At 69.7% G+C, this 21,684-nt stretch carries 24 protein-coding genes; 20 read left to right on the top strand and 4 right to left on the bottom strand.

Features of this window, described 5'->3' with window-relative positions:
* Positions 1-7: 7 nt before the first annotated feature.
* Complete coding sequence (locus HHL10_RS09170) at positions 8-1,186, top strand: efflux RND transporter periplasmic adaptor subunit (RefSeq protein ID WP_169160061.1); 1,179 nt, start codon at positions 8-10, stop codon at positions 1,184-1,186.
* A complete protein-coding gene (locus HHL10_RS09165; protein ID WP_169160060.1) occupies positions 1,183-4,281 on the top strand; it encodes an efflux RND transporter permease subunit in 3,099 nt (1,032 codons plus the stop codon). Before HHL10_RS09170 ends, HHL10_RS09165 begins: the two co-directional genes overlap by 4 nt.
* Positions 4,282-4,338: 57 nt before the next feature.
* Here the strand turns inward: HHL10_RS09165 and HHL10_RS09160 are convergent, their stop codons facing one another.
* Positions 4,339-5,874 carry a cryptochrome/photolyase family protein gene (locus HHL10_RS09160; RefSeq protein WP_169160059.1) on the bottom strand — a complete coding sequence of 512 codons (1,536 nt, stop codon included), beginning with the start codon at positions 5,872-5,874 and terminating at the stop codon, positions 4,339-4,341.
* 35 nt (positions 5,875-5,909) lie between these two features.
* On the opposite strand from HHL10_RS09160, the gene HHL10_RS09155 reads away from it, so the two are divergent.
* The 7 genes from HHL10_RS09155 to HHL10_RS09125 are packed head-to-tail and all read left to right on the top strand — an operon-like array spanning position 5,910 to position 11,425.
* Entirely contained in the window at positions 5,910-6,482 is a 573-nt protein-coding gene (locus HHL10_RS09155) for a YqgE/AlgH family protein (RefSeq protein WP_375138947.1), read from the top strand.
* Positions 6,479-6,883: a Holliday junction resolvase RuvX gene (gene ruvX / locus HHL10_RS09150; RefSeq protein WP_169160057.1), complete on the top strand. Its 405-nt coding sequence runs from the start codon at positions 6,479-6,481 to the stop codon at positions 6,881-6,883. The genes HHL10_RS09155 and ruvX overlap by 4 nt, the downstream gene beginning before the upstream one ends.
* Positions 6,880-7,392: a bifunctional pyr operon transcriptional regulator/uracil phosphoribosyltransferase PyrR gene (gene pyrR, locus HHL10_RS09145; RefSeq protein WP_169160056.1), complete on the top strand. Its 513-nt coding sequence runs from the start codon at positions 6,880-6,882 to the stop codon at positions 7,390-7,392. Before ruvX ends, pyrR begins: the two co-directional genes overlap by 4 nt.
* On the top strand, positions 7,392-8,354 hold the full coding sequence (locus HHL10_RS09140) for an aspartate carbamoyltransferase catalytic subunit (RefSeq protein WP_169160055.1): 963 nt from the start codon (positions 7,392-7,394) through the stop codon (positions 8,352-8,354). Before pyrR ends, HHL10_RS09140 begins: the two co-directional genes overlap by 1 nt.
* A 10-nt stretch (positions 8,355-8,364) precedes the next feature.
* Positions 8,365-9,672, top strand: a complete 1,308-nt coding sequence (locus tag HHL10_RS09135; protein WP_169160054.1) for a dihydroorotase — start codon at positions 8,365-8,367, stop codon at positions 9,670-9,672.
* A gap of 20 nt (positions 9,673-9,692) precedes the next feature.
* Positions 9,693-10,490 carry a lysophospholipid acyltransferase family protein gene (locus tag HHL10_RS09130; RefSeq protein ID WP_169160053.1) on the top strand — a complete coding sequence of 266 codons (798 nt, stop codon included), beginning with the start codon at positions 9,693-9,695 and terminating at the stop codon, positions 10,488-10,490.
* Between the two features lie 53 nt (positions 10,491-10,543).
* On the top strand, positions 10,544-11,425 hold the full coding sequence (locus tag HHL10_RS09125) for a ribose-phosphate diphosphokinase (RefSeq protein ID WP_169160052.1): 882 nt from the start codon (positions 10,544-10,546) through the stop codon (positions 11,423-11,425).
* Positions 11,426-11,513: 88 nt separating this feature from the next.
* Here the strand turns inward: HHL10_RS09125 and gpmA are convergent, their stop codons facing one another.
* Positions 11,514-12,257: a 2,3-diphosphoglycerate-dependent phosphoglycerate mutase gene (gpmA, locus tag HHL10_RS09120; RefSeq protein ID WP_169160051.1), complete on the bottom strand. Its 744-nt coding sequence runs from the start codon at positions 12,255-12,257 to the stop codon at positions 11,514-11,516.
* Positions 12,258-12,401: 144 nt separating this feature from the next.
* Here gpmA and HHL10_RS09115 point away from each other — a divergent pair, with 144 nt between their 5' ends.
* From HHL10_RS09115 to HHL10_RS09100, 4 genes are all read left to right on the top strand, one after another.
* On the top strand, positions 12,402-12,809 hold the full coding sequence (locus tag HHL10_RS09115) for a rhodanese-like domain-containing protein (protein WP_169160050.1): 408 nt from the start codon (positions 12,402-12,404) through the stop codon (positions 12,807-12,809).
* 158 nt (positions 12,810-12,967) lie between these two features.
* Positions 12,968-13,228: a glutaredoxin 3 gene (gene grxC, locus HHL10_RS09110; RefSeq protein WP_169160049.1), complete on the top strand. Its 261-nt coding sequence runs from the start codon at positions 12,968-12,970 to the stop codon at positions 13,226-13,228.
* Between the two features lie 116 nt (positions 13,229-13,344).
* A complete protein-coding gene (gene secB / locus HHL10_RS09105; RefSeq protein ID WP_169160048.1) occupies positions 13,345-13,806 on the top strand; it encodes a protein-export chaperone SecB in 462 nt (153 codons plus the stop codon).
* A gap of 21 nt (positions 13,807-13,827) precedes the next feature.
* The gene (locus tag HHL10_RS09100; RefSeq protein WP_169160047.1) at positions 13,828-14,814 is read left to right on the top strand and encodes an NAD(P)H-dependent glycerol-3-phosphate dehydrogenase; all 987 of its coding nucleotides are present in this window, start codon (positions 13,828-13,830) and stop codon (positions 14,812-14,814) included.
* Between the two features lie 79 nt (positions 14,815-14,893).
* On the opposite strand, the gene trmL is transcribed toward HHL10_RS09100, so the two are convergent.
* Entirely contained in the window at positions 14,894-15,364 is a 471-nt protein-coding gene (gene trmL, locus HHL10_RS09095; protein WP_169160046.1) for a tRNA (uridine(34)/cytosine(34)/5-carboxymethylaminomethyluridine(34)-2'-O)-methyltransferase TrmL, read from the bottom strand.
* Between the two features lie 68 nt (positions 15,365-15,432).
* Positions 15,433-16,116 (bottom strand): double zinc ribbon domain-containing protein, encoded by a 684-nt coding sequence (locus tag HHL10_RS09090; RefSeq protein WP_235971241.1) that lies wholly within the window; start codon positions 16,114-16,116, stop codon positions 15,433-15,435.
* Between the two features lie 81 nt (positions 16,117-16,197).
* Between HHL10_RS09090 and HHL10_RS09085 the strand changes: the two genes are divergently transcribed.
* From HHL10_RS09085 to HHL10_RS09055, 7 genes are all read left to right on the top strand, one after another.
* A complete protein-coding gene (locus HHL10_RS09085; protein WP_169160044.1) occupies positions 16,198-17,103 on the top strand; it encodes a methyltransferase domain-containing protein in 906 nt (301 codons plus the stop codon).
* Between the two features lie 187 nt (positions 17,104-17,290).
* Entirely contained in the window at positions 17,291-17,857 is a 567-nt protein-coding gene (locus tag HHL10_RS09080; protein ID WP_169160043.1) for a DUF2244 domain-containing protein, read from the top strand.
* Positions 17,858-17,862: 5 nt separating this feature from the next.
* Entirely contained in the window at positions 17,863-19,032 is a 1,170-nt protein-coding gene (gene coxB / locus HHL10_RS09075) for a cytochrome c oxidase subunit II (protein WP_169160042.1), read from the top strand.
* Between the two features lie 28 nt (positions 19,033-19,060).
* The gene (gene ctaD, locus HHL10_RS09070; RefSeq protein WP_169160041.1) at positions 19,061-20,677 is read left to right on the top strand and encodes a cytochrome c oxidase subunit I; all 1,617 of its coding nucleotides are present in this window, start codon (positions 19,061-19,063) and stop codon (positions 20,675-20,677) included.
* Between the two features lies 1 nt (position 20,678).
* Positions 20,679-20,822, top strand: a complete 144-nt coding sequence (locus HHL10_RS09065; RefSeq protein WP_169159962.1) for a cytochrome oxidase small assembly protein — start codon at positions 20,679-20,681, stop codon at positions 20,820-20,822.
* A 19-nt stretch (positions 20,823-20,841) separates the two neighbouring features.
* Positions 20,842-21,441 (top strand): cytochrome c oxidase assembly protein, encoded by a 600-nt coding sequence (locus HHL10_RS09060; RefSeq protein ID WP_169160040.1) that lies wholly within the window; start codon positions 20,842-20,844, stop codon positions 21,439-21,441.
* Positions 21,442-21,464: 23 nt separating this feature from the next.
* The gene (locus HHL10_RS09055) at positions 21,465-21,674 is read left to right on the top strand and encodes a DUF2970 domain-containing protein (RefSeq protein WP_169160039.1); all 210 of its coding nucleotides are present in this window, start codon (positions 21,465-21,467) and stop codon (positions 21,672-21,674) included.
* Positions 21,675-21,684 lie beyond the last annotated feature (10 nt).

Below are 21,684 nucleotides of genomic sequence, written 5' to 3'. Positions count from 1 at the left end.
CACAGCCATGAAACCGACATCCCGAACCGCGGCCCTGGCCGTCCTGGTGGCCGCGCTGGCGGGCGCCGGCCTGGCGCTGAACGTGCACAGCCAGCCCGCCAAGGACAAGGCCGCGGCGCCGCGCGCGGCGCTGTCCGTCACGGTCACGCAGCCGCAGCCGGCGCAGTGGGCGCAGACGTTGTCGGCCAACGGCAACGTCGCCGCGTGGCAGGAGACCATCGTCGGCGCCGAGCTCGGCGGCGTGGCGCTGGCGCAGGTGCTGGTGAACGTGGGCGACGTGGTCAAGCGCGGCCAGCCCCTGGCGCGCCTGGTGGACGACACCATCCGCGCCGACGTGGCGCAGGCCCAGGCCGCACTGGCCGAGGCGCAGGCCGCGCTGGCCGAGGCCAAGGCCAACGCCGAGCGCGCGCGGGCGCTGCAGCAAAGCGGGGCCCTGAGCGCGCAGCAGATCTCGCAGTACCTCACCGGCGAGCAGACCGCCGCGGCGCGCGTGCAGGCCGCGCGCGCGCAGCTCGATGCGCAGCAGCTGCGCCTGCGCAAGACGCAGGTGCTCGCGCCCGACGACGGCGTGGTCAGCGCGCGCAGCGCCGCCGTGGGCAGCGTGGCGCAGCCGGGGCTGGAGCTGTTCCGCCTCATCCGCCAGGGCCGCCTGGAGTGGCGCGCCGAGGTGCCGGCGACCGAGCTGCCCAAGGTCAAGCCCGGCCAGGCCGTGACGCTGCTGACGCCCGCGGGCACGCGCGTGGCGGGCAAGGTGCGCCAGCTCGCGCCCACCATCGACCCGCAGACGCGCAACGCGCTGGTCTACGTGGACCTGCAGCCCGGGCCCGGCTCCGACGTGCGCGCGGGCCTGTTCGCGCGCGGCGAGTTCACGCTGGCGCAGCGCCCGGTGCTGACGCTGCCGGCAGCGGCCGTGCTGCTGCGCGAGGGTTTCAGCTACGTGATGGTGGTCGGTCCGGACTCGAAGGTGTCGCAGGTCAAGGTCGAGGCGGGCCAGCGCCAGGGCGACCGCATCGAGGTGCGCAATCTGAAGCCGGAGGCGCGCGTGGTGGACCGCGGCGCGGCCTTCCTGGCCGACGGCGACACGGTGCAGGTGGTGGACGCGCCGCCCGCGGCCGCCGCCGGCGCCTCGCGCCAGGCCGCCGCGGGCGCCGCCGCCCAAACCCTTGACGCGAAGGCCGCGCGATGAACGTCTCCGCCTGGTCGATCCGCAACCCGATTCCCGCGCTGATGCTCTTCCTGCTGCTCACGGTGGCAGGGCTGATGAGCTTCCGCGCGATGAAGATCCAGAACTTCCCCGACATCGACCTGCCCACGGTCATCGTCACCGCCTCGCTGCCCGGCGCCTCGCCCTCGCAGATGGAGACCGAGGTGGCGCGCAAGATCGAGGACTCGGTGTCCACGGTGCAGGGCATCAAGCACATCTACACCGCGCTGCAGGACGGCAGCGCCACCATCACGGTGGAGTTCCGGCTGGAGAAGCCCACGCAGGAGGCGGTGGACGACGTGCGCGACGCCGTCAACCGCGTGCGCTCGCAGCTGCCCGCGGACCTGCGCGACCCGAGCATCGCCAAGATGAACCTCTCGGGCGTGCCGATCCTCACCTACACCATCGCCAGCGAGCGCATGGACGACGAGGCGCTGTCCTGGTTCGTGGACAACACGGTGGCCAAGCGGTTGCTGGGCGTGCCCGGGGTGGGCTCGGTGGCGCGCGTGGGCGGCGTCACGCGCGAGGTGCGCGTGGAACTGGACCCGGCGCGGCTGCTCTCGCTCAACGCCACGGCGGCGGAGATCTCGCGCGAGCTCAAGCGCGTGCAGCAGGAGTCCTCGGGCGGGCGGGTGGACCTCGGCGGCGGCGAGCAGGCGGTGCGCACGCTGGGCACGGTGGCCTCGGCGCAGGAGCTCGGCGCCGTGCAGCTCACGCTCGCCGACGGGCGGCGCATCCGGCTCGACCAGGTGGCCAACGTCATCGACACCGTGGCCGAGCGGCGCAGCCAGGCGCTGCTGGACGGGCGCCCGGTGGTGGGCTTCGAGATCACGCGCGCGCGCGGCGCCGGCGAGGTCGAGGTGGACGAGGGCGTGCGCCGGGCGCTGGCGCAGCTGCGCAGCGAGCACCCGGACCTCAAGATCGACCAGGCCTTCAACTTCGTGGACCCGGTGGCGGAGAACTACGAGGGCTCCATGAGCCTGCTCTACGAGGGCGCGCTGCTGGCGGTGATCGTGGTGTGGTTCTTCCTGCGCGACTGGCGCGCCACCTTCGTGGCGGCCACGGCGCTGCCGCTGTCGGTGATCCCGGCCTTCCTGGGCATGCAGCTGCTGGGCTTCAGCATCAACGTGGTGACGCTGCTGTCGCTGTCGCTGGTGGTGGGCATCCTGGTGGACGACGCCATCGTCGAGATCGAGAACATCGTGCGCCATCTGAAGATGGGCAAGACGCCGTTCCAGGCGGCGATGGAGGCGGCCGACGAGATCGGCCTGGCCGTGATCGCGACGACGTTCACGCTGATCGCCGTGTTCCTGCCCACGGCGTTCATGAGCGGCATCCCGGGCAAGTTCTTCAAGCAGTTCGGCTGGACGGCGTCGCTGGCGGTGTTCGCCTCGCTGGTGGTGGCGCGCATGCTCACGCCGATGATGGCGGCCTACCTGCTCAAGCCCATCGTGCACGCCCGGCCCGAAGGGCGCGTGATGCGCTGGTACATGGGCTTCGCCGCCAAGTGCCTCAAGCACCGCTGGCTGACCGCGGGCGGCGCGGCGCTGTTCTTCGTGGGCTCGGTCATGCTGATCCCGCTGCTGCCCACGGGCTTCATCCCGGCCGACGACTTCGGGCAGACGCAGGTGCGCCTGGAGCTGCCGCCGGGCAGCACCTTCGAGGAGACGCGCGCCGCGGCCGAGCACGCGCGCGAGCTGCTGCGCAAGAACCCGCACGTGAAGCTGGTCTACACCGCCATCGGCGGCGGGGCCACCGGCTCCGACCCGTTCATGCCCGGCGGCGCGGCCGAGGTGCGCAAGGCCTCGCTGATCCTCAACCTCACGCCGCGCCAGGACCGCCCGGGGCTGCGCAAGCAGGCCATCGAGGCCGAGCTGCGCCAGGCGCTGCAGGCGCTGCCCGGCGTGCGCGTGTCGGTGGGCCTGGGCGGATCGGGCGAGAAGTACATGCTCGCGCTCTCGGGCGAGGACGGCGACGCGCTGCTGCAGGCGGCGCGGGACGTGGAGCGCGACCTGCGCACCATCCCCGGCATCGGCGCCGTGCGCTCCACCGCCAGCCTGGTGCGCCCGGAGCTGGTGGTGCGGCCGGACTTCGCCCGTGCCGCCGACGCCGGCGTGAGCTCGGCCGTGATCGCCGACACGCTGCGCATCGCCACCACCGGCGACTACGACGCGGCACTGCCCAAGCTCAACCTGGCGCAGCGCCAGATCCCGATCGTGGTGCGGCTGCCCGAGGCCGCGCGCCAGGACCTGGCGCTGATCTCGCAGCTGGCCGTGCCCGGGCAGGGCGGGCGGCCGATGCAGCTGGCCAACGTGGCCGAGCTGAGCCTGGACAGCGGCCCGGCGCTGATCAGCCGCTATGACCGGCTGCGCAACGTCAACTTCGAGATCGAGCTGGGCGGCGTGCCGCTGGGCGACGTGGCGGCCCAGGTGCAGCAGCTCCCGAGCCTGCAGCGCCTGCCCCCCGGCGTGACGCAGGCGGCGCTGGGCGACGCGGAGGTGATGGGCGAGCTCTTCGCCAGCTTCGGCCTGGCCATGCTCACCGGCGTGATGTGCATCTACGTGGTGCTGGTGCTGCTGTTCAAGAACTTCATGCAGCCGGTGACGATCCTGGCGGCGCTGCCGCTGTCGCTGGGCGGGGCCTTCGTGGCGCTGCTGGTGACGCGCAGCGCGTTCTCGATGCCCTCGCTGATCGGGCTGATCATGCTCATGGGCATCGCCACCAAGAACTCGATCCTGCTGGTGGACTACGCCATCCTGGCGCGGCGCGAGGGCATGAACCGCTGGGACGCGCTGCTCGACGCCTGCCACAAGCGCGCGCGGCCCATCGTGATGACCACCATCGCCATGGGTGCGGGCATGCTGCCCATCGCGCTGGGCCTGGGCACCGACCCGAGCTTCCGCTCGCCGATGGCGGTGGCGGTGATCGGCGGGCTGATCACCTCGACCTTCCTGAGCCTGCTGGTCATCCCGGTGGTGTTCACCTTCGTGGACGACGCGGTGGAGTTCACGCTGCGGCACCTGCGCCGCGGCCGGCACCACCACGCGCCGGCGCACAAGGGGGCGGGGGCGGCGTGAGGGTGGCGAAGACGCGGCGGCGGGCCCGTTGTGCCTGTGGGCCTGCGCGAGCCCGGCTCAGTCCACGCCCGCGGTGCGCTTCTTCTTCTCGGCCTTGGCCACCGCCTTGGCGGCCTGCGCTTCCCTGACCACGCCAAAGCGCGCCAGCGTCTTCTGGCGCGCCTCCTCGTGGTCCACGACGGGGTGCGGGTAGTCCACACCCAGCTCGATCCCGGCGGCCTCCAGGTCCACCGGCTTGGCCAGCCAGGGGGCGTGGATCAGGTCGTCGGGCAGCTTCGCGAGCTGCGGCAGGTAGCGGCGGATGAAGCGGCCCTGCGGATCGAACTTCTTGCTCTGGGTGACGGGATGGAAGATGCGGAACCAGGGCTGCGGGTCGCAGCCCGTGCCGGCGGCCCATTGCCAGTTGCCGTTGTTGGAGGCCAGCTCGTAGTCGTTGAGCTTCAGCGCGAACCAGCGCTCGCCGCGCTTGTAGTCCAGGCCCAGGTCCTTGACCAGGAAGCTGGCCGACACCATGCGCAGCCGGTTGTGCATGTAGCCGCTTTGCAGCAGCTGCAGCATCGCGGCGTCCACCAGCGGGTAGCCGGTGCGGCCCTCGCTCCAGGCGGCGAAGAGGGCGTCGGCATGCTTGCCCTTCTCCCACTTGACGGCCTCGAACTCGCGCCGGTAGGGGTGCTCCACGATGCGCGGGTGGTGGAAGAGGATCTGCTGGAAGAAGTCGCGCCACGCCAGCTCCGACAGCCACACCCGCGCGCCGCTGGAGCCGGCCTGGGTGCGGCGCCAGGCCTCGCGCGCGAGCTGGCGCACCGACACCGTGCCGAAGCGCAGGTGCGTGCCCAGGTAGCTGGGGCCTTTCACTGCGGGGAAGTCGCGCGTGACGTCGTAGCGGTCGATGCGCTCGGCCAGGAACTCCTCCAGCAGCGCCTGGGCGCCGGCGGCCCCGGTGGGCAGCTTCAATTGGTGCAGGTTCGTGGTCTCGAAGCCCAGCGCTTCCAGCGAGGGGATGGGCTGGCGGAACTCCTCCGGCACCGGCGCCAGTGAGGCCGCATGGCGCGAGACGGGGTAGGCGCTCAGGTAGAAATCGTCGAGCTTCTTGAGCCAGGCGTTGAAGTAGGGCGTGAACACGCTGTAGGGCGTGCCGGCGCCGCTGAGCACCTCGTTGCGCTCGAACACCACGTGGTCCTTGCTGCCGTGCAGCGCCACGCCGTGTTCGGCCAGCTCGCCGCGCACGCGGGCGTCGCGCGCCAGCGCCTCGGGGGCGTCATCGTGGTTGAGGTAGACGGCCTGCACGTGCAGCTGGCGCACCAGGCGCACGATCTCCTCGGCGCCGTGGCCGTGGCGCACGATCAGCCCGGCGTGCTCGCTGCCGTGCGAGGCGCCCAGGGCGCGCAGCTGCGCGTCCAGCGCGATGAGGCTGTCGCGGATGAACTCCACGCGCCGGTCCTGGCGCGGCAGCCCGGCCAGCAGCTCGGTGTCGAAGACGAAGGCGCACCACACGCGCCGGGCATGGCGCAGGGCGTGGTAGAGGGCAGCCTGGTCGTCGGCGCGCAGGTCGCGCCGGAACCAGACGAGGGCGGTGTCAAGGTCCTTGTTCACGGGTGCCAGTGTGGCCCGGGAATAGAATGGCTGCCATGGCTGAGCGCGGCATCGATCTGACCAACCAGTTCCTGATTGCCATGCCCGGCATGACGGATGACAACTTCGCGGGCGCGGTGGTGTACCTGTGCGAGCACAGCGACAAGGGCGCCCTGGGGCTGATGATCAACAAGCCCACCGACATCACGCTGCAGAACCTGTTCGAGAAGGTGGACCTGCGCCTGGACCGGGCCGACCTCATCGACGAGCCGGTGTACTTCGGCGGGCCGGTGCAGACCGAGCGCGGCTTCGTGCTGCACGAGACGCAGCCCGGCAACGCCTACAGCTCCACGCTGGCGATGCCCGGCGGGCTGGGCATGACCACCAGCAAGGACGTGCTCGAAGCGCTGTCCCACGGCGCCGGCCCGCGCCGCGTGCTGGTGACGCTGGGCTACAGCGGCTGGGGCGCGGGGCAACTCGAAGAAGAGATCGCGCGCAACGGCTGGCTCAACGTGCAGGCCGATCCGGACATCATCTTCGACACCCCGCCCGAGCAGCGCTACGCGCGCGCGCTGGCACTGCTGGGCATCGACCCGCGCATGCTCAGCGGCGAGGCGGGGCACGCATGAGCGTGGAGCAGGGCGGCCGCGCGCAGAGCTTTCTCGCCTTCGACTTCGGTGCCAAGCGCACCGGCGTGGCCAGCGGCAACACCATCACGCGCAGCGCCACGCCGCTGAGGACCATCCACGCCGAAAGCGCCGCCGCGCGCTTCGCGGCGGTCGAAAAACTCATCCGCGAGTACCAGCCCGATGCGCTGGTGGTGGGCGTGCCGCGCCACCCCGACGGGGCGCCGCACGACAATACGCACCGCGCGCAGCGCTTCGCGCGCCAGCTGCACGGCCGCTTCCGGCTGCCGGTGCACGAGGTGGACGAGCGCTACACCAGCACCGAGGCCGAGGCCGCCGGTGCGCGCGACCTGGACGCGGCCTCGGCCGCGCTGATCCTGGAGCAGTTCCTGAGACAAGCATGAGCACCCTATCCCTGGACGCCGAGGCGCTGTACGCCGAGCTGCTGCGCGGCGTGGCGCGGCTGCTGCGGCCGGCCAACACCGAACAAGCCGCGCTGGTGGGCGTGTGGTCCGGCGGCGCCTGGCTGGCCGAGCGGCTGCACGCCGACCTGCGCCTGCCCGGCACGCCCGGCGTCATCTCCAGCGCCCTGCACCGCGACGATTTCAACGAGCGGGGCATGGCCACGAGCGACGCCACCAAGCTGCCGTTCGCCATCGACGGCCGCCACATCCTGCTGATCGACGACGTGATCTACACCGGCCGCACCACGCGCGCGGTGATCAACGAGCTGTTCGACTTCGGCCGCCCGGCCAGCGTGACGCTGGCGGTGCTGGTGGACCGCGGCGGCCGGGAGCTGCCCATCGAACCCGCCTTTGCCGCGGCCAAGCTCACGTTGCCGGCGCCGCAGCGCCTGGCACTGGCACGCGATGCCGCGGGCCGCTTCACCTTCGCCCTGGAAGACGCCGCCTGATGCTCTCGCGCCGCAATCCCCAGCTCAACAGTCACGGCGAGCTGATCCACCTGTTGTCCATCGAGGGCCTGCCGCGCGCGGTGCTCACGCAGATCCTCGACACCGCCTCCACCTTCCTCGCCGTGGGCGAGCGCGAGGTCAAGAAGGTGCCGCTGCTGCGCGGCAAGAGCGTGTTCAACCTGTTCTTCGAGAACAGCACGCGCACGCGCACGACCTTCGAGATCGCGGCCAAGCGGCTCTCCGCCGACGTGATCAACCTCGACATCGCGCGCAGCTCCACCGCCAAGGGCGAGAGCCTGCTCGACACCATCGCCAACCTCTCGGCCATGCAGGCCGACATGTTCGTGGTGCGGCACAGCGAGTCGGGCGCGCCCTACCTGATCGCCCAGCACTGCGCGCCGCACGTGCACGTGGTCAACGCCGGCGACGGGCGCCATGCGCACCCGACGCAGGGGCTGCTGGACATGTACACGATCCGGCACTTCAAGAAGGACTTCACCAACCTCACGGTGGCAATCGTGGGCGACATCGTCCACTCGCGGGTGGCGCGCTCGGACATCCACGCGCTCACCACGCTGGGCGTGCCCGAGATCCGCGCCGTCGGCCCCAAGACGCTGGTGCCGGACAACCTGCGCGAGATGGGCGTGCGCGTGTGCCGCGACATGGCCGAGGGCATCCGCGACGCGGACGTGATCATCATGCTGCGGCTGCAGAACGAGCGCATGACCGGCGCGCTGCTGCCCAGCGCCGGCGAGTTCTTCAAGCACTACGGGCTCACCGAGGAGAAGCTGGCGCTGGCGCGGCCCGATGCCATCGTCATGCACCCCGGGCCCATCAACCGCGGCGTGGAGATCGACTCGGCCGTGGCCGACGGGCGCCACAGCGTGATCCTGCCGCAGGTCACCTTCGGTATCGCCGTGCGCATGGCGGTGATGAGCATCCTGGCCGGCAACGAGGCCTGAAGAAGCGTTCATGAAGATCCTGATTCGCAACGGCCGCGTCGTGGACCCGGTCTCCGGCCGCGACGAGGTGGCCGACGTGGCCATCGCCACCGGCCGCATCCTGACCATCGGCAACGTCAACCCCGACTTCGACGCCGAGCGCGTGATCGACGCCCAGGGGCTCGTGGTCGCGCCGGGCCTGGTGGACCTGGCCGCGCGGCTGCGCGAGCCCGGCCACGAACATGAGGGCATGCTGGAGAGCGAGCTCGCGGCCGCGGCCGCCGGGGGCGTCACCAGCCTGGTGTGCCTCCCCGACACCGAGCCGGCGCTGGACGAGCCCGGGCTGGTGGACATGCTCAAGTTCCGCGCCCGCAAGCTCAGCCGCTGCCGGCTGTTCCCGCTGGGCGCGCTCACGCGCGGGCTCGAAGGCAAGGCGCTCACGGAGATGGCCGAGCTCACCGAGTCCGGCTGCATCGGCTTCTCGCAGGCCGAGGCGCCCGTGCGCGACACGCAGGTGCTGCTGCGCGCCCTGCAGTACGCCAGCACCTACGGCTACACGGTGTGGCTGCGCCCGCAGGACCCGTGGCTGGGCGCGGGCGTGGCCGCCAGCGGCGCGGTGGCGACGCGGCTGGGCCTGTCGGGCGTGCCCGTGACGGCCGAGACGGTGGCGCTGCACACCATCTTCGAGCTGGTGCGCGCCACCGGTGCGCGCGTGCACCTGTGCCGCCTCAGCAGCGCCGAAGGCGTGGAGCTGCTGCGCCAGGCCAAGGCGCAGGGTCTGGCGGTGACGGCGGACGTGAGCATCAACTCGCTGCACCTGACGGACGTGGACATCGGCTTCTTCAACGCCGCGATGCGCCTGACGCCGCCGCTGCGGCAGCAGCGCGACCGTGACGCGCTGCGCGCCGCGCTGGCCGACGGCACCATCGACGCGCTGGTGTCGGACCACACGCCGGTGGACGAGGACGCCAAGAACCTGCCTTTCGCCGAGGCCGAGCCCGGCGCCACCGGGCTGGAGCTGCTGCTGAGCCTGGCGCTGAAGTGGGGCCAGGAGCAGGGGCTGACGCTGGCGCAGTCGCTGGCGTGCGTGACCAGTGCTCCCGTGAGCGTGCTGGGCGAGGCGCTGGGCTCGCTGGCCTCCAGCGCCGGGCGGCTGGTGGAGGGCGGCGTGGCCGACATCTGCCTGTTCGATCCCCAGGCGCAATGGGGCCTGGACGCGGCGCAGCTGCGCAGCCAGGGCAAGCACACGCCCTTCGCCTTCGAGCTCACCGGCAGCCTGCTGCCCGGGCGCGTGGTGGCCACGCTGGTGGCCGGCACGGTGGCGCACGAGGCGTTCTGACGCCGCAGCGCGCGCCGCCGATGCAGGGGCAGCCCGACTCGACGCCGTCGCCGCTGGCGGCGTCCGGCGGCGTGGCGCCGCCGCGGCGGCTGCGCGCGCTGTGGCGCCTGGCGCGCACGGTGCTGCATGGGCTGCACGGGCTGCTGATCGTGCTGCTGCGCTTTCCCGGGTTGGGCCCGGTGCAGCGCCAGGTGCGCATCGGCTGGTGGTCGCGCAAGCTGCTGCGCCTGCTGGGGCTGCAGCTGCGCACGCACGGCACGTTCCGGCCCGGCGCCAAGCTGATCGTGGCCAACCATGTGTCGTGGCTGGACATCGCCGCCATCCACGCGCTGTGCCCGCAGGCGCGATTCGTGTCCAAGGCCGAGGTGAAGCAGTGGCCGCTGGTGGGGCGGCTGGTGGACGGCGCCGGCACGCTGTACCTGCAGCGCGAGCGCGCGCGCGACGCGATGCGCGTGCTGCACGCCATCACGCAGGCGCTGCAGCAGGGCGACACGGTGGCGGTGTTCCCCGAGGGCACCACCGGCGCGGGCCATGAATTGCTGCCCTTTCATGCCAACTTGCTGCAGGCCGTCATCGCCAGCGGCGCGCCGGTGCAGCCGGTGGCGTTGCGCTACAGCGATCCGCTGCACGCGGTGAGCCCGGCGGCGCGCTTCGTGGGCGACACCACGCTGGGCCAGAGCCTGTGGCGCCTGGCCTGCGCGCAAGGGCTCGCGGTGGACGTTCAGGTGCTGCCGCCGCAATCCGTGGCGCATGCCGACCGCCGCGCACTGGCGGTGCAGCTGCGCGAGACCATCGCGGAGGCGCTGCAGGCCCGCTGAACGTGGTCCTCGCACGCGCTGTTTTCCCGAGCAAGAAACCGTCTGGAGAGCCCATGAGCGAGCAGATGTTGCTGGCCTTCGAGGACGAGGCGCCGCTGGCGCAGGTCCTGGCGCAGGCGCTGGGTGCGCCACTGGCTTTCGTGCAGCGCCATGCCTTCCCCGATGGAGAGCTGCGGCTGCGGCTGCCCGAAGGGTTGCCGCCGCGCGTGCTGATGCTGCGCGGCCTGCAGCAGCCCAACGAAAAGCTGGTGGAGCTGCTGCTGTGCGCCCCGGCGGCGCGCGAGCTGGGCGCCCGCGAGCTGATCCTGCTGTCGCCGTACCTGGCCTACATGCGCCAGGACATGGCCTTCACGCCCGGGGAGGTGGTGAGCCAGCGCCATGTGGCAGCGCTGCTGGGCAGCCTCTTCGACGCGGTGCTGACGGTGGACCCGCACCTGCACCGCGTGCGCTCGATGGACGAGCTGTTCCCGGGGCGGCGGGGGTTGGCGCTGTCGGCGGCGCCGCTGCTGGGCCAATGGGTGGCGCAGCAGCTGAACCGCCCCATCCTGATCGGTCCGGACGAGGAGGCGACGCAGTGGGTACGGGCCGCGGCGCAGCCGCACGCGCTGGAGTGGGGCATCGGGCGCAAGTGCCGCCTGGGCGACCGCGAGGTGATCCTGGAGCTGCCGCCGCTGGAGTTCGGTGCCCGCGCCGTGGTGCTGCTCGACGACGTGGCCAGCACGGGGCAGACGCTGATCGCGGCGGCGACGCAGGCGCTGGCGCGCGGCGCGGCCTCGGTGGACGTGGCGGTGACGCACGCGCTGTTCGTGGGCGACGCGCTGGCGCAGCTGCACGAGGCCGGCGTGCGCCATGTCTGGAGCACCGACGCCGTGCCGCATCCGAGCAACGTCGTCAGCGTGGCGCCGCTGCTGGCCCAGGCGGTGGCGCAGCTGTAGCCGCGCGGCGGCCGGGCCGCTCTCTGCAAGGGCAATGAGAAAGGGGCCTCGCGGCCCCTTTGTCGTGGCTGGCAGTGCCTGGTGGTGTTCAGGCCTTGCCCTGGCTGGCCACGGCGGCGGCCGCCTTGGCGGCGGCCTCGGCGTCGCCCAGGTAATAGCGGCGGATGGGCTTCAACTCGGCATCGAGCTCATAGACCATCGGGATGCCGTTGGGGATGTTCAGGCCGACGATGTCGGCGTCGCTGATGCCGTCGAGGTACTTCACCAGGGCGCGGATGCTGTTGCCATGGGCGGCGATGACGAGGCGCTGGCCGGACTTGATGGCCGGGGCCAGCACCTCGTTCCAGGCCGGCAGCACGCGCGCCACGGTGTCCTTCAGGCACTCGGTGAGCGGGATCTGCTCGGCGTCGAGCTTGGCGTAGCGCAGGTCCTGGCGCTGGCCGCGCGGGTCGGTGGACTCCAGCGCCGGCGGCGGGGTGTCGTAGCTGCGGCGCCAGATCAGCACCTGCTCGTCGCCGTACTGCTTGGCCATGTCGGCCTTGTTGAGGCCCTGCAGCGCGCCGTAGTGGCGCTCGTTGAGCCGCCAGTCCTTGACCACGGGCAGCCAGGTGCGGTCCATCTCGTCCAGGCAGTGCCACAGCGTCCAGATGGCGCGCTTGAGCACCGAGGTGTAGGCGACATCGAACTCGTAGCCCGCTTCCTTGAGCAGCTTGCCGGCCTGGCGCGCCTGGGCCACGCCGGTGTCGGTCAGCGGCACGTCGGTCCAGCCGGTGAAGCGGTTTTCGAGGTTCCAGGTCGATTCGCCGTGGCGGATCAGCACGAGCTTGTACATGGGCAGGGACTTGAAGCCGATGAGTGGGAAATGGCGGAAATGGGCGAAATGGGCACCGGGCCGCTGCAACTCGCACCCGGGGGCACGACGGCGGCAAAGCCGCAAATTCTATAATCCGCGGCTTTGGCAAGCCCCCTGAACGCCGTGAGATTCCTGCTCGACAACTGGTACCTGATCCTCACCGCGCTCGTCTCGGGCGGATTGCTGCTGTGGCCCGCGATCCGTGGCGGCGCCAGCGGCGGCGTGAGCACCGCCGAGGCGGTGCGGCTCATCAACCGCGAGAAGGGCGTGCTCATCGACGTGCGCGAGCCCTCGGAGTTCGCGGCCGGACATGCCGTCGGCGCCCGCAACGTGCCGCTGTCGCAACTCGAAACCTCCACCGCGCTGCCCAGCAACAAGGCGCTGCCGCTGCTCATCCTTTGCGCGTCCGGTGCCCGGGCCTCCCGCGCCGCGGCGCTGCTCAAGAAGCGCGGCTACGACAACTGCCAGCCCGTGGCCGGCGGCCTGGCGGCCTGGCGCGAAGCCAACCTGCCCGTCGAATCCGCGGCCTGAGGCCGGGCCCTGCGGCCGCGTGCCGCGGGCGGGTATCGCCCCGGGCCGTTGCCGGCGCAACGGCCGTGGCCGAGTCGCCCGGCGCCGGCAAGGGTTGAAGGCGCTGCGCACAATGCGGTTGTCATCAACCAACCGCCGCGCGTGCCGCGCCTCCTGCGATGAATGCCGTCAAGATGTACACCACGCTGGTCTGCCCCTACTGCCAGCGCGCCAAGATGCTGCTCAAGCAGCGTGGCGTCGAGCACATCGAGGAGGTGCGCATCGACCAGGACCCGTCGCAGCGCGAGGTGATGATCGCCCTGACCGGGCGCCGCACGGTGCCGCAGATCTTCATCGGCGAAACCCATGTCGGCGGCTGCGACGACCTCATCGCGCTGGACCAGCGTGGCGGCCTCATGCCGCTGCTGCAGGGCGCCTGAGCGCCTTGGCGCAGCCCCTGGCGCCCTGACCGCGGGCCCGCCGGGACTGCTTCGGCGCTGGGACATAATCGGCCACGCCCGCACGTCGCGGGCCTTCTTTTCTTCGAGACAAGACCATGGCCGACCAAGAGCAGACCCCGGTGTTCCAGATCCAGCGCATGTACCTGAAGGACCTGTCGCTGGAGCAGCCGAACTCGCCCCAGATCCTGACCGAGCAGCAGCCGCCGCAAGTCGAGATCAACCTGGGCGTGTCTGCCGAAACCATCACCGACGGCATCTACGAGGTCTGCGTCACCGCCACCGTCACCACCAAGATCGCCGACAAGACGCTGTTCCTGGTGGAAGCCAAGCAGGCCGGCATCTTCGAGATCCGCAACATTCCGCAGGACCAGCTGCAGGCCATCATCGGCATCGCCTGCCCGGGCATGGTCTACCCGTACCTGCGCGCCATCATCTCCGACATCTGTACCCGCGCCGGCTTCCCGCCGGTGATGCTGGCCGAGGTGAACTTCCAGGCCATGTACGAGGCCCAGCAACAACAGCTCGCCGCGCAGGGCAACGGCGGCGACGTCGCTTAAATCCCTTTGCGCCTTCGTGGCATGAAGATCAGCGTGCTGGGCGCGGGCGCCTGGGGCACCGCGCTGGCGGTGCAGGCTGCCACGCGCCATGAGGTGCTGCTGTGGGCGCGCGATGCGCAGCAGGCGCAGGCAATGCGTGAGCAGCGCTGCAACCGGCGCTACCTGCCCGAGGTCGCTCTGCCTGACGCGCTGGCCGTGGACAGCGACTTGCTGGGGGCGCTGGCACATGCGCGCGAGGGTCTGCTCGTGATCGCCACGCCCATGTCCGGGCTACGCGGCATGCTGCAGGCGCTGCCGGTGGACGCGCGCGCGCTGTGGCTGTGCAAGGGCTTCGAGGCCAGCAGCGGCCTGCTCGGCCACGAGATTGCGCGCGAGACCTGTCCGCAGGCCATGACCGGCGTGCTGTCAGGGCCCAGCTTCGCGGCCGAGGTGGCGCGAGGACAGCCCACGGCGCTGGTGGCCGCCAGCGCAGACAAGGCGCTGTGCGAGCTCGCGGTACAGGCTTTCCACAGCGAAGCGCTGCGCATCTACACCTGTGACGATCCGGTGGGCGTGGAAGTCGGCGGCGCGGTCAAGAATGTGCTGGCCATCGCCACCGGGCTGTGCGACGGCCTGGATCTCGGCCTCAATGCCCGAGCCGCGCTCATCACGCGCGGGCTGGCGGAGATGACGCGACTGGGCCTGGCGCTGGGCGCGCAGGTCGAAACCTTCATGGGACTGTCAGGCCTGGGCGACCTGGTGCTCACCGCCACCGGCGACCTCTCACGCAACCGCCGCGTCGGCCTGCAGCTTGCGGCGGGCAAGACGCTGGCGCAGGTGCTGGCGGAGCTGGGCCATGTGGCCGAAGGCGTCTACAGCGCTGCCACGGTGGCGCGCCGCGCGCACGACAAGGGCGTGGAGATGCCGATCACCGAGGCGGTCGTGGCTGTGCTCGAAGGCCGGCTGACACCGCAGCAGGCGGTGTGGCAACTCATGCAGCGCGCGCCCAATACCGAGCGTTGCGGCTGACCGACGACGTTCAGATATCGAAAAAGGCCGGCGATCCCGGCCTTTGTTGCGTCTGGCCGTGCCGCTGCACGGTCCACTCTCACACCGCGCCGGCGTAGCCGTTCTGTCGCCAGGACTCGAACACCGCCACCGCCACCGCGTTGCTCAGGTTCAGGCTGCGCTGATCGGGACGCATGGGCAGGCGGATGCGCTGGGCCGGATCAAAGCGCTCACGCAACTCCGGCGGCAGCCCGGCCGTTTCGCTGCCGAAAACCAGCCAGTCGCCCGGCTGCCATGCCACCTCGCCCAGCAGCCGCGTGCCGCGGGTGGTGAAGGCAAAGCAGCGCCGAAGATCAGGTTGCTCGGTCGCCAGGAAGGCCTCCCAGCTTGCGTGGCGGCGCAGCGTGGCGTACTCGTGGTAGTCCAGGCCGGCGCGCTGCAGCAGCTTGTCCTCCATGGAAAAACCCAACGGCTCGACCAGATGCAGCGTGCAGCCGGTATTGGCCGCCAGCCGGATGACGTTGCCGGTGTTGGGCGGGATCTGCGGATGCACAAGGACGATGTGAAACATCGCGCGATTGTGCGGGAGGGTGCGCAACGGCCTTGGGCAGGTCGCTTGGCAAAAGTGTCAGGCGGCGTTCAGGTGTCCGCTGGCCGTGGGGTGCGTGCCAGCACCCACAGCTGCACTGCCGTGGCGCCGGCGTCGAGCAGTGTGCGCGCAGCCTCGGCCGCAGTGGCGCCGGTGGTCATGACGTCGTCCAGCAGGGCCACGCGGCGTCCGCGCAGCGCGGACGCTCGTCCGGGCGCGATGCCAAAAGCGCCGCGCACGTTGATGCCCCGTTCATCCCGTGCCAATCCACTTTGGCGCGGTGTATCGAAAAGGCGCAACAGCAATCGTGCATCTGCCGTCACGCCCAATGGCGGCGCCACGCGCCGCGCCAGTTCCCAGGACTGGTTGTAGCCGCGTTCGCGCAGGCGCTGGGGCCCCAGGGGCAGCGGCAGCAGCAGATCCACGGGCGGTGGTGCTTCGCGCTGCAGTGCTTGCAGCAACAGCGCGGACAGTGCCGAGGCCAAGTCCAGCCCGTCATGGAACTTCAGTGCGGCAATGACGTGGCTCCAGGGCCAGGCGTAGTCCAGTGCCGTGATGCAGCGCTCGAAGGGAAGCGGCTGGCGCAGGCATTCGCCACAGGACGCGTTCGGGCCGGCCAGCGGCAAGGCGCAGCCGGGGCAGCGCGCCGCCTGCGCGATGAAGCGTTCGCGGCAGCGCCGGCACAGCCGTCCGGCGTCCCAGCTGCGGCATACCGCGCACTGGCTGGGCAGCAAGGCCGCAAGCGCGGCGAGGGCGCAGAGCCCCTGGCGGACGCGGCTGGCGGGCATCGGGTCAATATACTGCCCGGCCCCGCCATGAACGCTTCCACCCAATCCTCCAGCACCCGCGCGATCGACACGCGCGCCGTCCAGCGCGCCGTGCGGCGCATGGCCCACAATGACGATCCGCCCTGGCTGCATGCCGAGGCGGCACGGCGCATGGCCGAGAAGCTGCCGATGATCCGGCGCGTACCCGAGGCAGTACTGCAGTGGTCGGGTTTTCTGGGCGCAAGTGAAGTGCTGCTGCGCCAGGCCTATCCGAAGGCGCAGCAGTTGGTGGTCGAGCCCGCGCCGGTGTTGAGCGCGCGCGCGGCGCCGGTGTCCGCGCCCTGGTGGTCACCCCGGCGTTGGACCGCGGCCGCCGCGGTCCCACTGACCGAAGATGCGGCGCCCTCTGGTGGCGTGCAGTTGCTGTGGTCCAACATGGCACTGCACGGCCATGCCGATCCGGCCGCTCTTTTCGCGCAGTGGCACCGCGCGCTGGCAGTGGACGGCTTCCTGATGTTTTCCACCTTCGGCCCGGGCACGCTGGCAGAGCTGCGCACTCTCTACCGCGAGCGTGGCTGGGGTTCGCCCATGGCCGAGTTCGTGGACATGCATGACCTGGGCGACATGCTGGTTGCTGCCGGTTTCGCCGACCCGGTGATGGACCAGGAAATGGTGCGGCTGAGCTGGTCCGATGCTTCGGCGGCGCTCGCTGAACTGCAGGGACTCGGCGTCAATGCCGACCCGGGGCGCGCACCGGGGCTGCGCACGCCGCGCTGGCGGCAGCGCCTGGTCGAGGCGCTGCAGTCACTGGCCGGGGCAGATGGCCGCCCGGCACTGTCTTTCGAGCTGATCTACGGCCACGCCTTCAAGGCTGCGCCGCGTCCGCGCGTGGCCGAGCGCACGGAAGTGGGTCTGGACGAGATGCGGCAAATGGTGCGGGCCCGCCGGACCTGAGGTTTTCCCAAGGTTGCACGGGGCGTCGAAATCGGGCAAAGATGCTTCGACGCCACGCAAATGCTGCCTAGAATCCAGCGGTTCGCGAGTCAGATTTGCGTTTCGTCAACGACAAAACCTGCAAAAACTGCTTGAGCGTCAGCGCGCAGCGCCGCTGTCCTTCTGGCCCGCATCTCCCCGCTTTGACATGACCGCGACTGTTGCCCCGAGTCCCTGGCCGACGCCCGCCGCACGCAATCCGTGGCGTTTTGGTTGCGAGCTCGACGGCGGGCGCGGTCTGCGCTGGGTGCTGGGGCGCAACGGCGGTCTGGGGCCGCGCCGGCATCTGGGAGGCTGGCTGCTGCTGAGTGGGCTGTCGTTGGGGTTGGCACTTTTTCTCTGGTGGCATGGCGTCGCCATTGCGGCAGCCTTTGCGGCGGCAGAGTTGGCGTTGTTGGGCACGCTGTTGCTGTTGTGTGCCCACCATGCTGCTGACCGCGAAATGCTCACGCTGGCTGACGGTGCGCTTGTGGTCGAGCACCGTTATGGCGGGCGCACCGAGCGGGCGCGGTTTCGTGCGGCCTGGGTCCGTGTAGAGCCTGCACGGGCTCAGGGTTCGCTGGTGGAGCTTTCAGGCGAGGGGCGGCAGATACGGGTGGGCCGCTACCTGCGGCCCGAACTGCGCCTGCAACTGGCGCAGGAACTGCGGCGGGCGTTGCGCACTGTGGGCCTGCAAGCGGCGGTGCACCAGAACACGGCAATGCAACACAAGTGAGGACCATGAAGAAACTCAGGACGCTCACGGGCCGCCTTGCCCAGGCCACGCTGGTGCTGGGCACGCTGCTGACCAGTCAGGCCGCGATGGCGGTCAACGACCTGCCCGGCGGCCCGGCAGTCAACCAGACCAATCTGCATCCGCCAGCCACGCGCATTGCTGCGGAGCTGTACTGGTTGCACAACTTCATGCTGGTCATCTGCACGGTCATTTTCGTGGCCGTGTTCGGCGTGATGTTCTATTCGATCCTCAAGCATCGGCGCTCGCGCGGCGCCAAGGCTGCCAACTTTCACGAAAGCACTGCAGTGGAGGTGGCCTGGACCATCGTGCCTTTCCTCATCGTCATCGGCATGGCGTTGCCGGCCACCAAGGCCGTGGTGGCGATGAAGGACACCACCAACGCTGATCTCACCATCAAGGCCACCGGCTATCAGTGGAAGTGGGGCTACGACTACCTCAACGGCGAAGGGCAGGGCATCAATTTCCTCTCCACGCTGGATATGACGCACCGCCAGATGTCCGATGCGGGCAAGCCTCAGGGCGATGACTATCTGCTCAAGGTCGACAACCCGCTGGTGGTGCCGGTGGACAAGAAGATCCGCATCGTCACTACCGCCAGTGACGTGATCCACGCCTGGATGATTCCGGCCTTCGGCGTCAAGCAGGACGCCATTCCCGGCTTCGTGCGCGACACCTGGTTCCGCGCCGAGAAGACGGGCGACTTCTACGGGCAGTGCGCCGAGCTCTGCGGCAAGGAGCACGCGTACATGCCCATTCATGTCAAGGTGCTGTCGCAGTCCGATTACAGCGCCTGGGTCGCCGAGCAGCAGAAGAAGATGGCAGCAGTGGCAGACGATCCGGCCAAGGTGTGGACGCAGGCCGAGTTGCTGGCGCGCGGTGAAAAGGTCTATGGCGCGAATTGCGCCGTGTGCCACCGTCCCGATGGCAAGGGCGCAGGACCAATCAAGGCGTTGGACGGCTCCCCTGTGGTCAACGACACCGACAAAGGCAAGCAGATCACCGTGCTGCTCAACGGCTTGCCCAACGGCATGCCGTCTTGGAAGCAGCTCTCCGATACCGAAATCGCCGCCGTCATCACCTACACCAAGAACGCGTGGTCCAACCACACCGGTCAGGTCGTGCAACCCGCCGAGATCGTGGCTGCCCGCAAGTGACACGCGACGCCTGAAAGGAAAGCCCTCCATGAGCGCAGTTCTGCCCCACCACGGCGCCGCCCACGACGAGCAGCACGATCATCCCCATGGCTGGCGACGCTGGCTGTTCGCCACCAACCACAAGGACATCGGCACGCTGTACTTGTTGTTCAGCTTCACCATGCTCATGGTGGGCGGCATCCTGGCATTGCTGATCCGGCTGGAGTTGTTCCAGCCTGGGCTGCAGTTCGTCAATCCGCAGCTGTTCAACCAGTTCACCACCATGCACGGCCTGATCATGGTGTTCGGCGCGATCATGCCGGCGTTCGTGGGCTTCGCGAACTGGATGGTGCCGCTGCAGATCGGCGCGCCGGACATGGCCTTCGCGCGCATGAACAACTTCAGCTTCTGGCTGATGGTGCCCGCGGCAGTGATGCTGGTGAGCTCGTTCTTCATGCCCGGTGGCGCGCCGGCGGCGGGCTGGACGCTTTACGCACCGCTGACGCTGCAGATGGGCCCGTCGATGGACGCTGGCATCTTTGCCATGCACATCCTGGGTGCGAGCTCGATCATGGGCTCCATCAACATCATCGTCACGATCCTGAACATGCGCGCGCCGGGCATGACGCTGATGAAAATGCCGCTGTTCTGCTGGACTTGGCTGATCACGGCCTACCTGCTCATTGCCGTGATGCCGGTGCTCGCCGGCGCCATCACGATGACGCTGACCGACCGCCATTTCGGCACCGCCTTCTTCCAGCCCGGCGGCGGCGGTGACCCGGTGATGTACCAGCACATCTTCTGGTTCTTCGGGCATCCCGAGGTCTACATCATGATCCTGCCGGCCTTCGGCATCATCAGCCAGATCGTGCCGGCCTTCGCACGCAAGAAGCTCTTTGGCTACACCTCCATGGTGTACGCCACCGCCTCCATCGCCATCCTGTCCTTCATCGTGTGGGCGCACCACATGTTCACCACCGGCATGCCGGTAACAGGACAGTTGTTCTTCATGTACGCGACCATGCTGATCGCCATCCCGACCGGGGTGAAAGTGTTCAACTGGGTGGCCACCATGTGGCGCGGCTCCATGACCTTCGAAACGCCCATGCTGTTTGCCGTGGGCTTCATCTTCGTGTTCTCGATGGGCGGCTTCACCGGGTTGATCCTGTCCATGGCGCCGGTGGACATCCAGCTGCAGGACACCTACTACGTGGTGGCGCACTTCCACTACGTGCTGGTGGCGGGCTCGCTCTTCGCGCTGTTCGCCGGGGTGTACTACTGGGGTCCGAAGTGGACCGGCACGATGTACTCCGAGACGCGCGGCAAGCTGCACTTTTGGGGCTCGCTCATTTTCTTCAACGTCACTTTCTTCCCCATGCACTTCCTCGGGCTGGCCGGCATGCCGCGCCGCTACGCGGACTACCCGATGCAGTTTGCCGACTTCAACATGCTGGCCTCTGTCGGTGCCTTCGGCTTCGGACTGATGCAGGTCTATTTCTTCCTGTTCGTGGTGCTGCCCATGATGCGTGGTCAAGGCCAGCCCGCGCCGCAGCGCCCCTGGGATGGTGCTGAGGGCTTGGAGTGGGAAGTGCCTTCACCGGCCCCCTTCCACACCTTTGAAACACCGCCCAAGCTTGATGCCACCGCCACGCGCGTGGTGAGCTGACATGGTGCGCGCCATGACGCCGCCGCACGACGATTACCAAGCACAGCGCCGGCGTAGCAACCTGCGCTTGGCGCTGATCCTGGGCTCCGTGGCCGCGGCCTTTGCGCTGGGCTTCGTCGCCAAGGTCGTGCTGCTGGGTGCCTGAGCGAAGTCGGGAGCGCTGGATGAACCCTCGCCGCCAAGCCCGGTTGCGTCGCGACAACCTGCGCATGGTGGGCAAACTGATGCTGGTGGCAGGACTGATGTTCGGCTTCGGCTATGCGCTGGTCCCGCTGTACAAGCACATCTGCGAGGCCCTCGGCATCAATGTGCTGTCGCTGTCGGAGCGTCAGGTCGCCGGCTTCGGTCGCGCCGCGGCGGACATGGCCAACACCCAGGTGGATCGCAGCCGCACCATCACGGTGGAGTTCGATGCCAACGCCCGTGGCCCCTGGGAATTCAAGCCGGCACTGGCCACGCTGCAGGTGCATCCCGGTGAACTCGCCACCGTGATGTATGAGTTTCGCAATCCCCAGCCGCGCGCGATGACGGCCCAGGCCATCCCCAGCTACGCACCCAAGCAGGCCACGGCCTACTTCAACAAGCTGCAGTGCTTCTGCTTCAACGAGTACACGCTGGCGCCGGGCGAGTCGCGGCAGTGGCCGGTGGCGTTCGTGATCGACCCCAGGTTGCCCAAGGACGTCACGACGATCACGCTGTCCTATACCTTCTTCGAGGTCAGCGGCAAGAGCGTGGCGGCCCCACCGGAGGAGCCGCGCTCGTGACCGGGGGGGTAGGTAAGGGGCCTGTGCCGCAGCGCAAGAACACGTGGTGGCGCAGCTTCAAGGCGGTAGCGTGGTCCTTCTTCGGCGTGCGCCGTGCCAGCGACTATGAACAGGACGTCAGCCAACTCAAGCCGCAGCACGTCATCGTTGCCGGCCTCTTGGCCGCGGCGCTGTTCGTTGCGCTGCTGGTGCTGCTGGTGAGATGGGTGGTGGGCAGCGGCGTGGCCGGCTGACCCGGGTACG

The organism is Azohydromonas caseinilytica (assembly GCF_012927045.1).
In the GTDB taxonomy this organism is placed as follows: Bacteria; Pseudomonadota; Gammaproteobacteria; order Burkholderiales; family Burkholderiaceae_C; genus Azohydromonas; species Azohydromonas caseinilytica.
Note: the sequence above shows the minus strand (reverse complement) of the source record. Positions and strands in the feature narration are given on the sequence as shown.

Excerpts from the sequence above, each read along its gene's own strand:
- grxC (WP_169160049.1), top strand. The coding sequence starts at position 12,968 with ATGAATGCCGTCAAGATGTACACCACGCTGGTCTGCCCCTACTGCCAG.
- pyrR (WP_169160056.1), top strand. The coding sequence starts at position 6,880 with ATGAGCACCCTATCCCTGGACGCCGAGGCGCTGTACGCCGAGCTGCTG.
- secB (WP_169160048.1), top strand. The coding sequence starts at position 13,345 with ATGGCCGACCAAGAGCAGACCCCGGTGTTCCAGATCCAGCGCATGTAC.
- ruvX (WP_169160057.1), top strand. The coding sequence starts at position 6,479 with ATGAGCGTGGAGCAGGGCGGCCGCGCGCAGAGCTTTCTCGCCTTCGAC.
- HHL10_RS09080 (WP_169160043.1), top strand. The coding sequence starts at position 17,291 with ATGACCGCGACTGTTGCCCCGAGTCCCTGGCCGACGCCCGCCGCACGC.
- HHL10_RS09125 (WP_169160052.1), top strand. The coding sequence starts at position 10,544 with ATGAGCGAGCAGATGTTGCTGGCCTTCGAGGACGAGGCGCCGCTGGCG.
- coxB (WP_169160042.1), top strand. The coding sequence starts at position 17,863 with ATGAAGAAACTCAGGACGCTCACGGGCCGCCTTGCCCAGGCCACGCTG.
- ctaD (WP_169160041.1), top strand. The coding sequence starts at position 19,061 with ATGAGCGCAGTTCTGCCCCACCACGGCGCCGCCCACGACGAGCAGCAC.
- HHL10_RS09165 (WP_169160060.1), top strand. The coding sequence starts at position 1,183 with ATGAACGTCTCCGCCTGGTCGATCCGCAACCCGATTCCCGCGCTGATG.
- HHL10_RS09155 (WP_375138947.1), top strand. The coding sequence starts at position 5,910 with ATGGCTGAGCGCGGCATCGATCTGACCAACCAGTTCCTGATTGCCATG.
- gpmA (WP_169160051.1), bottom strand. The coding sequence starts at position 12,257 with ATGTACAAGCTCGTGCTGATCCGCCACGGCGAATCGACCTGGAACCTC.
- HHL10_RS09135 (WP_169160054.1), top strand. The coding sequence starts at position 8,365 with ATGAAGATCCTGATTCGCAACGGCCGCGTCGTGGACCCGGTCTCCGGC.
- HHL10_RS09085 (WP_169160044.1), top strand. The coding sequence starts at position 16,198 with ATGAACGCTTCCACCCAATCCTCCAGCACCCGCGCGATCGACACGCGC.
- HHL10_RS09170 (WP_169160061.1), top strand. The coding sequence starts at position 8 with ATGAAACCGACATCCCGAACCGCGGCCCTGGCCGTCCTGGTGGCCGCG.
- HHL10_RS09140 (WP_169160055.1), top strand. The coding sequence starts at position 7,392 with ATGCTCTCGCGCCGCAATCCCCAGCTCAACAGTCACGGCGAGCTGATC.
- HHL10_RS09130 (WP_169160053.1), top strand. The coding sequence starts at position 9,693 with ATGCAGGGGCAGCCCGACTCGACGCCGTCGCCGCTGGCGGCGTCCGGC.
- HHL10_RS09065 (WP_169159962.1), top strand. The coding sequence starts at position 20,679 with ATGGTGCGCGCCATGACGCCGCCGCACGACGATTACCAAGCACAGCGC.
- HHL10_RS09060 (WP_169160040.1), top strand. The coding sequence starts at position 20,842 with ATGAACCCTCGCCGCCAAGCCCGGTTGCGTCGCGACAACCTGCGCATG.
- trmL (WP_169160046.1), bottom strand. The coding sequence starts at position 15,364 with ATGTTTCACATCGTCCTTGTGCATCCGCAGATCCCGCCCAACACCGGC.
- HHL10_RS09100 (WP_169160047.1), top strand. The coding sequence starts at position 13,828 with ATGAAGATCAGCGTGCTGGGCGCGGGCGCCTGGGGCACCGCGCTGGCG.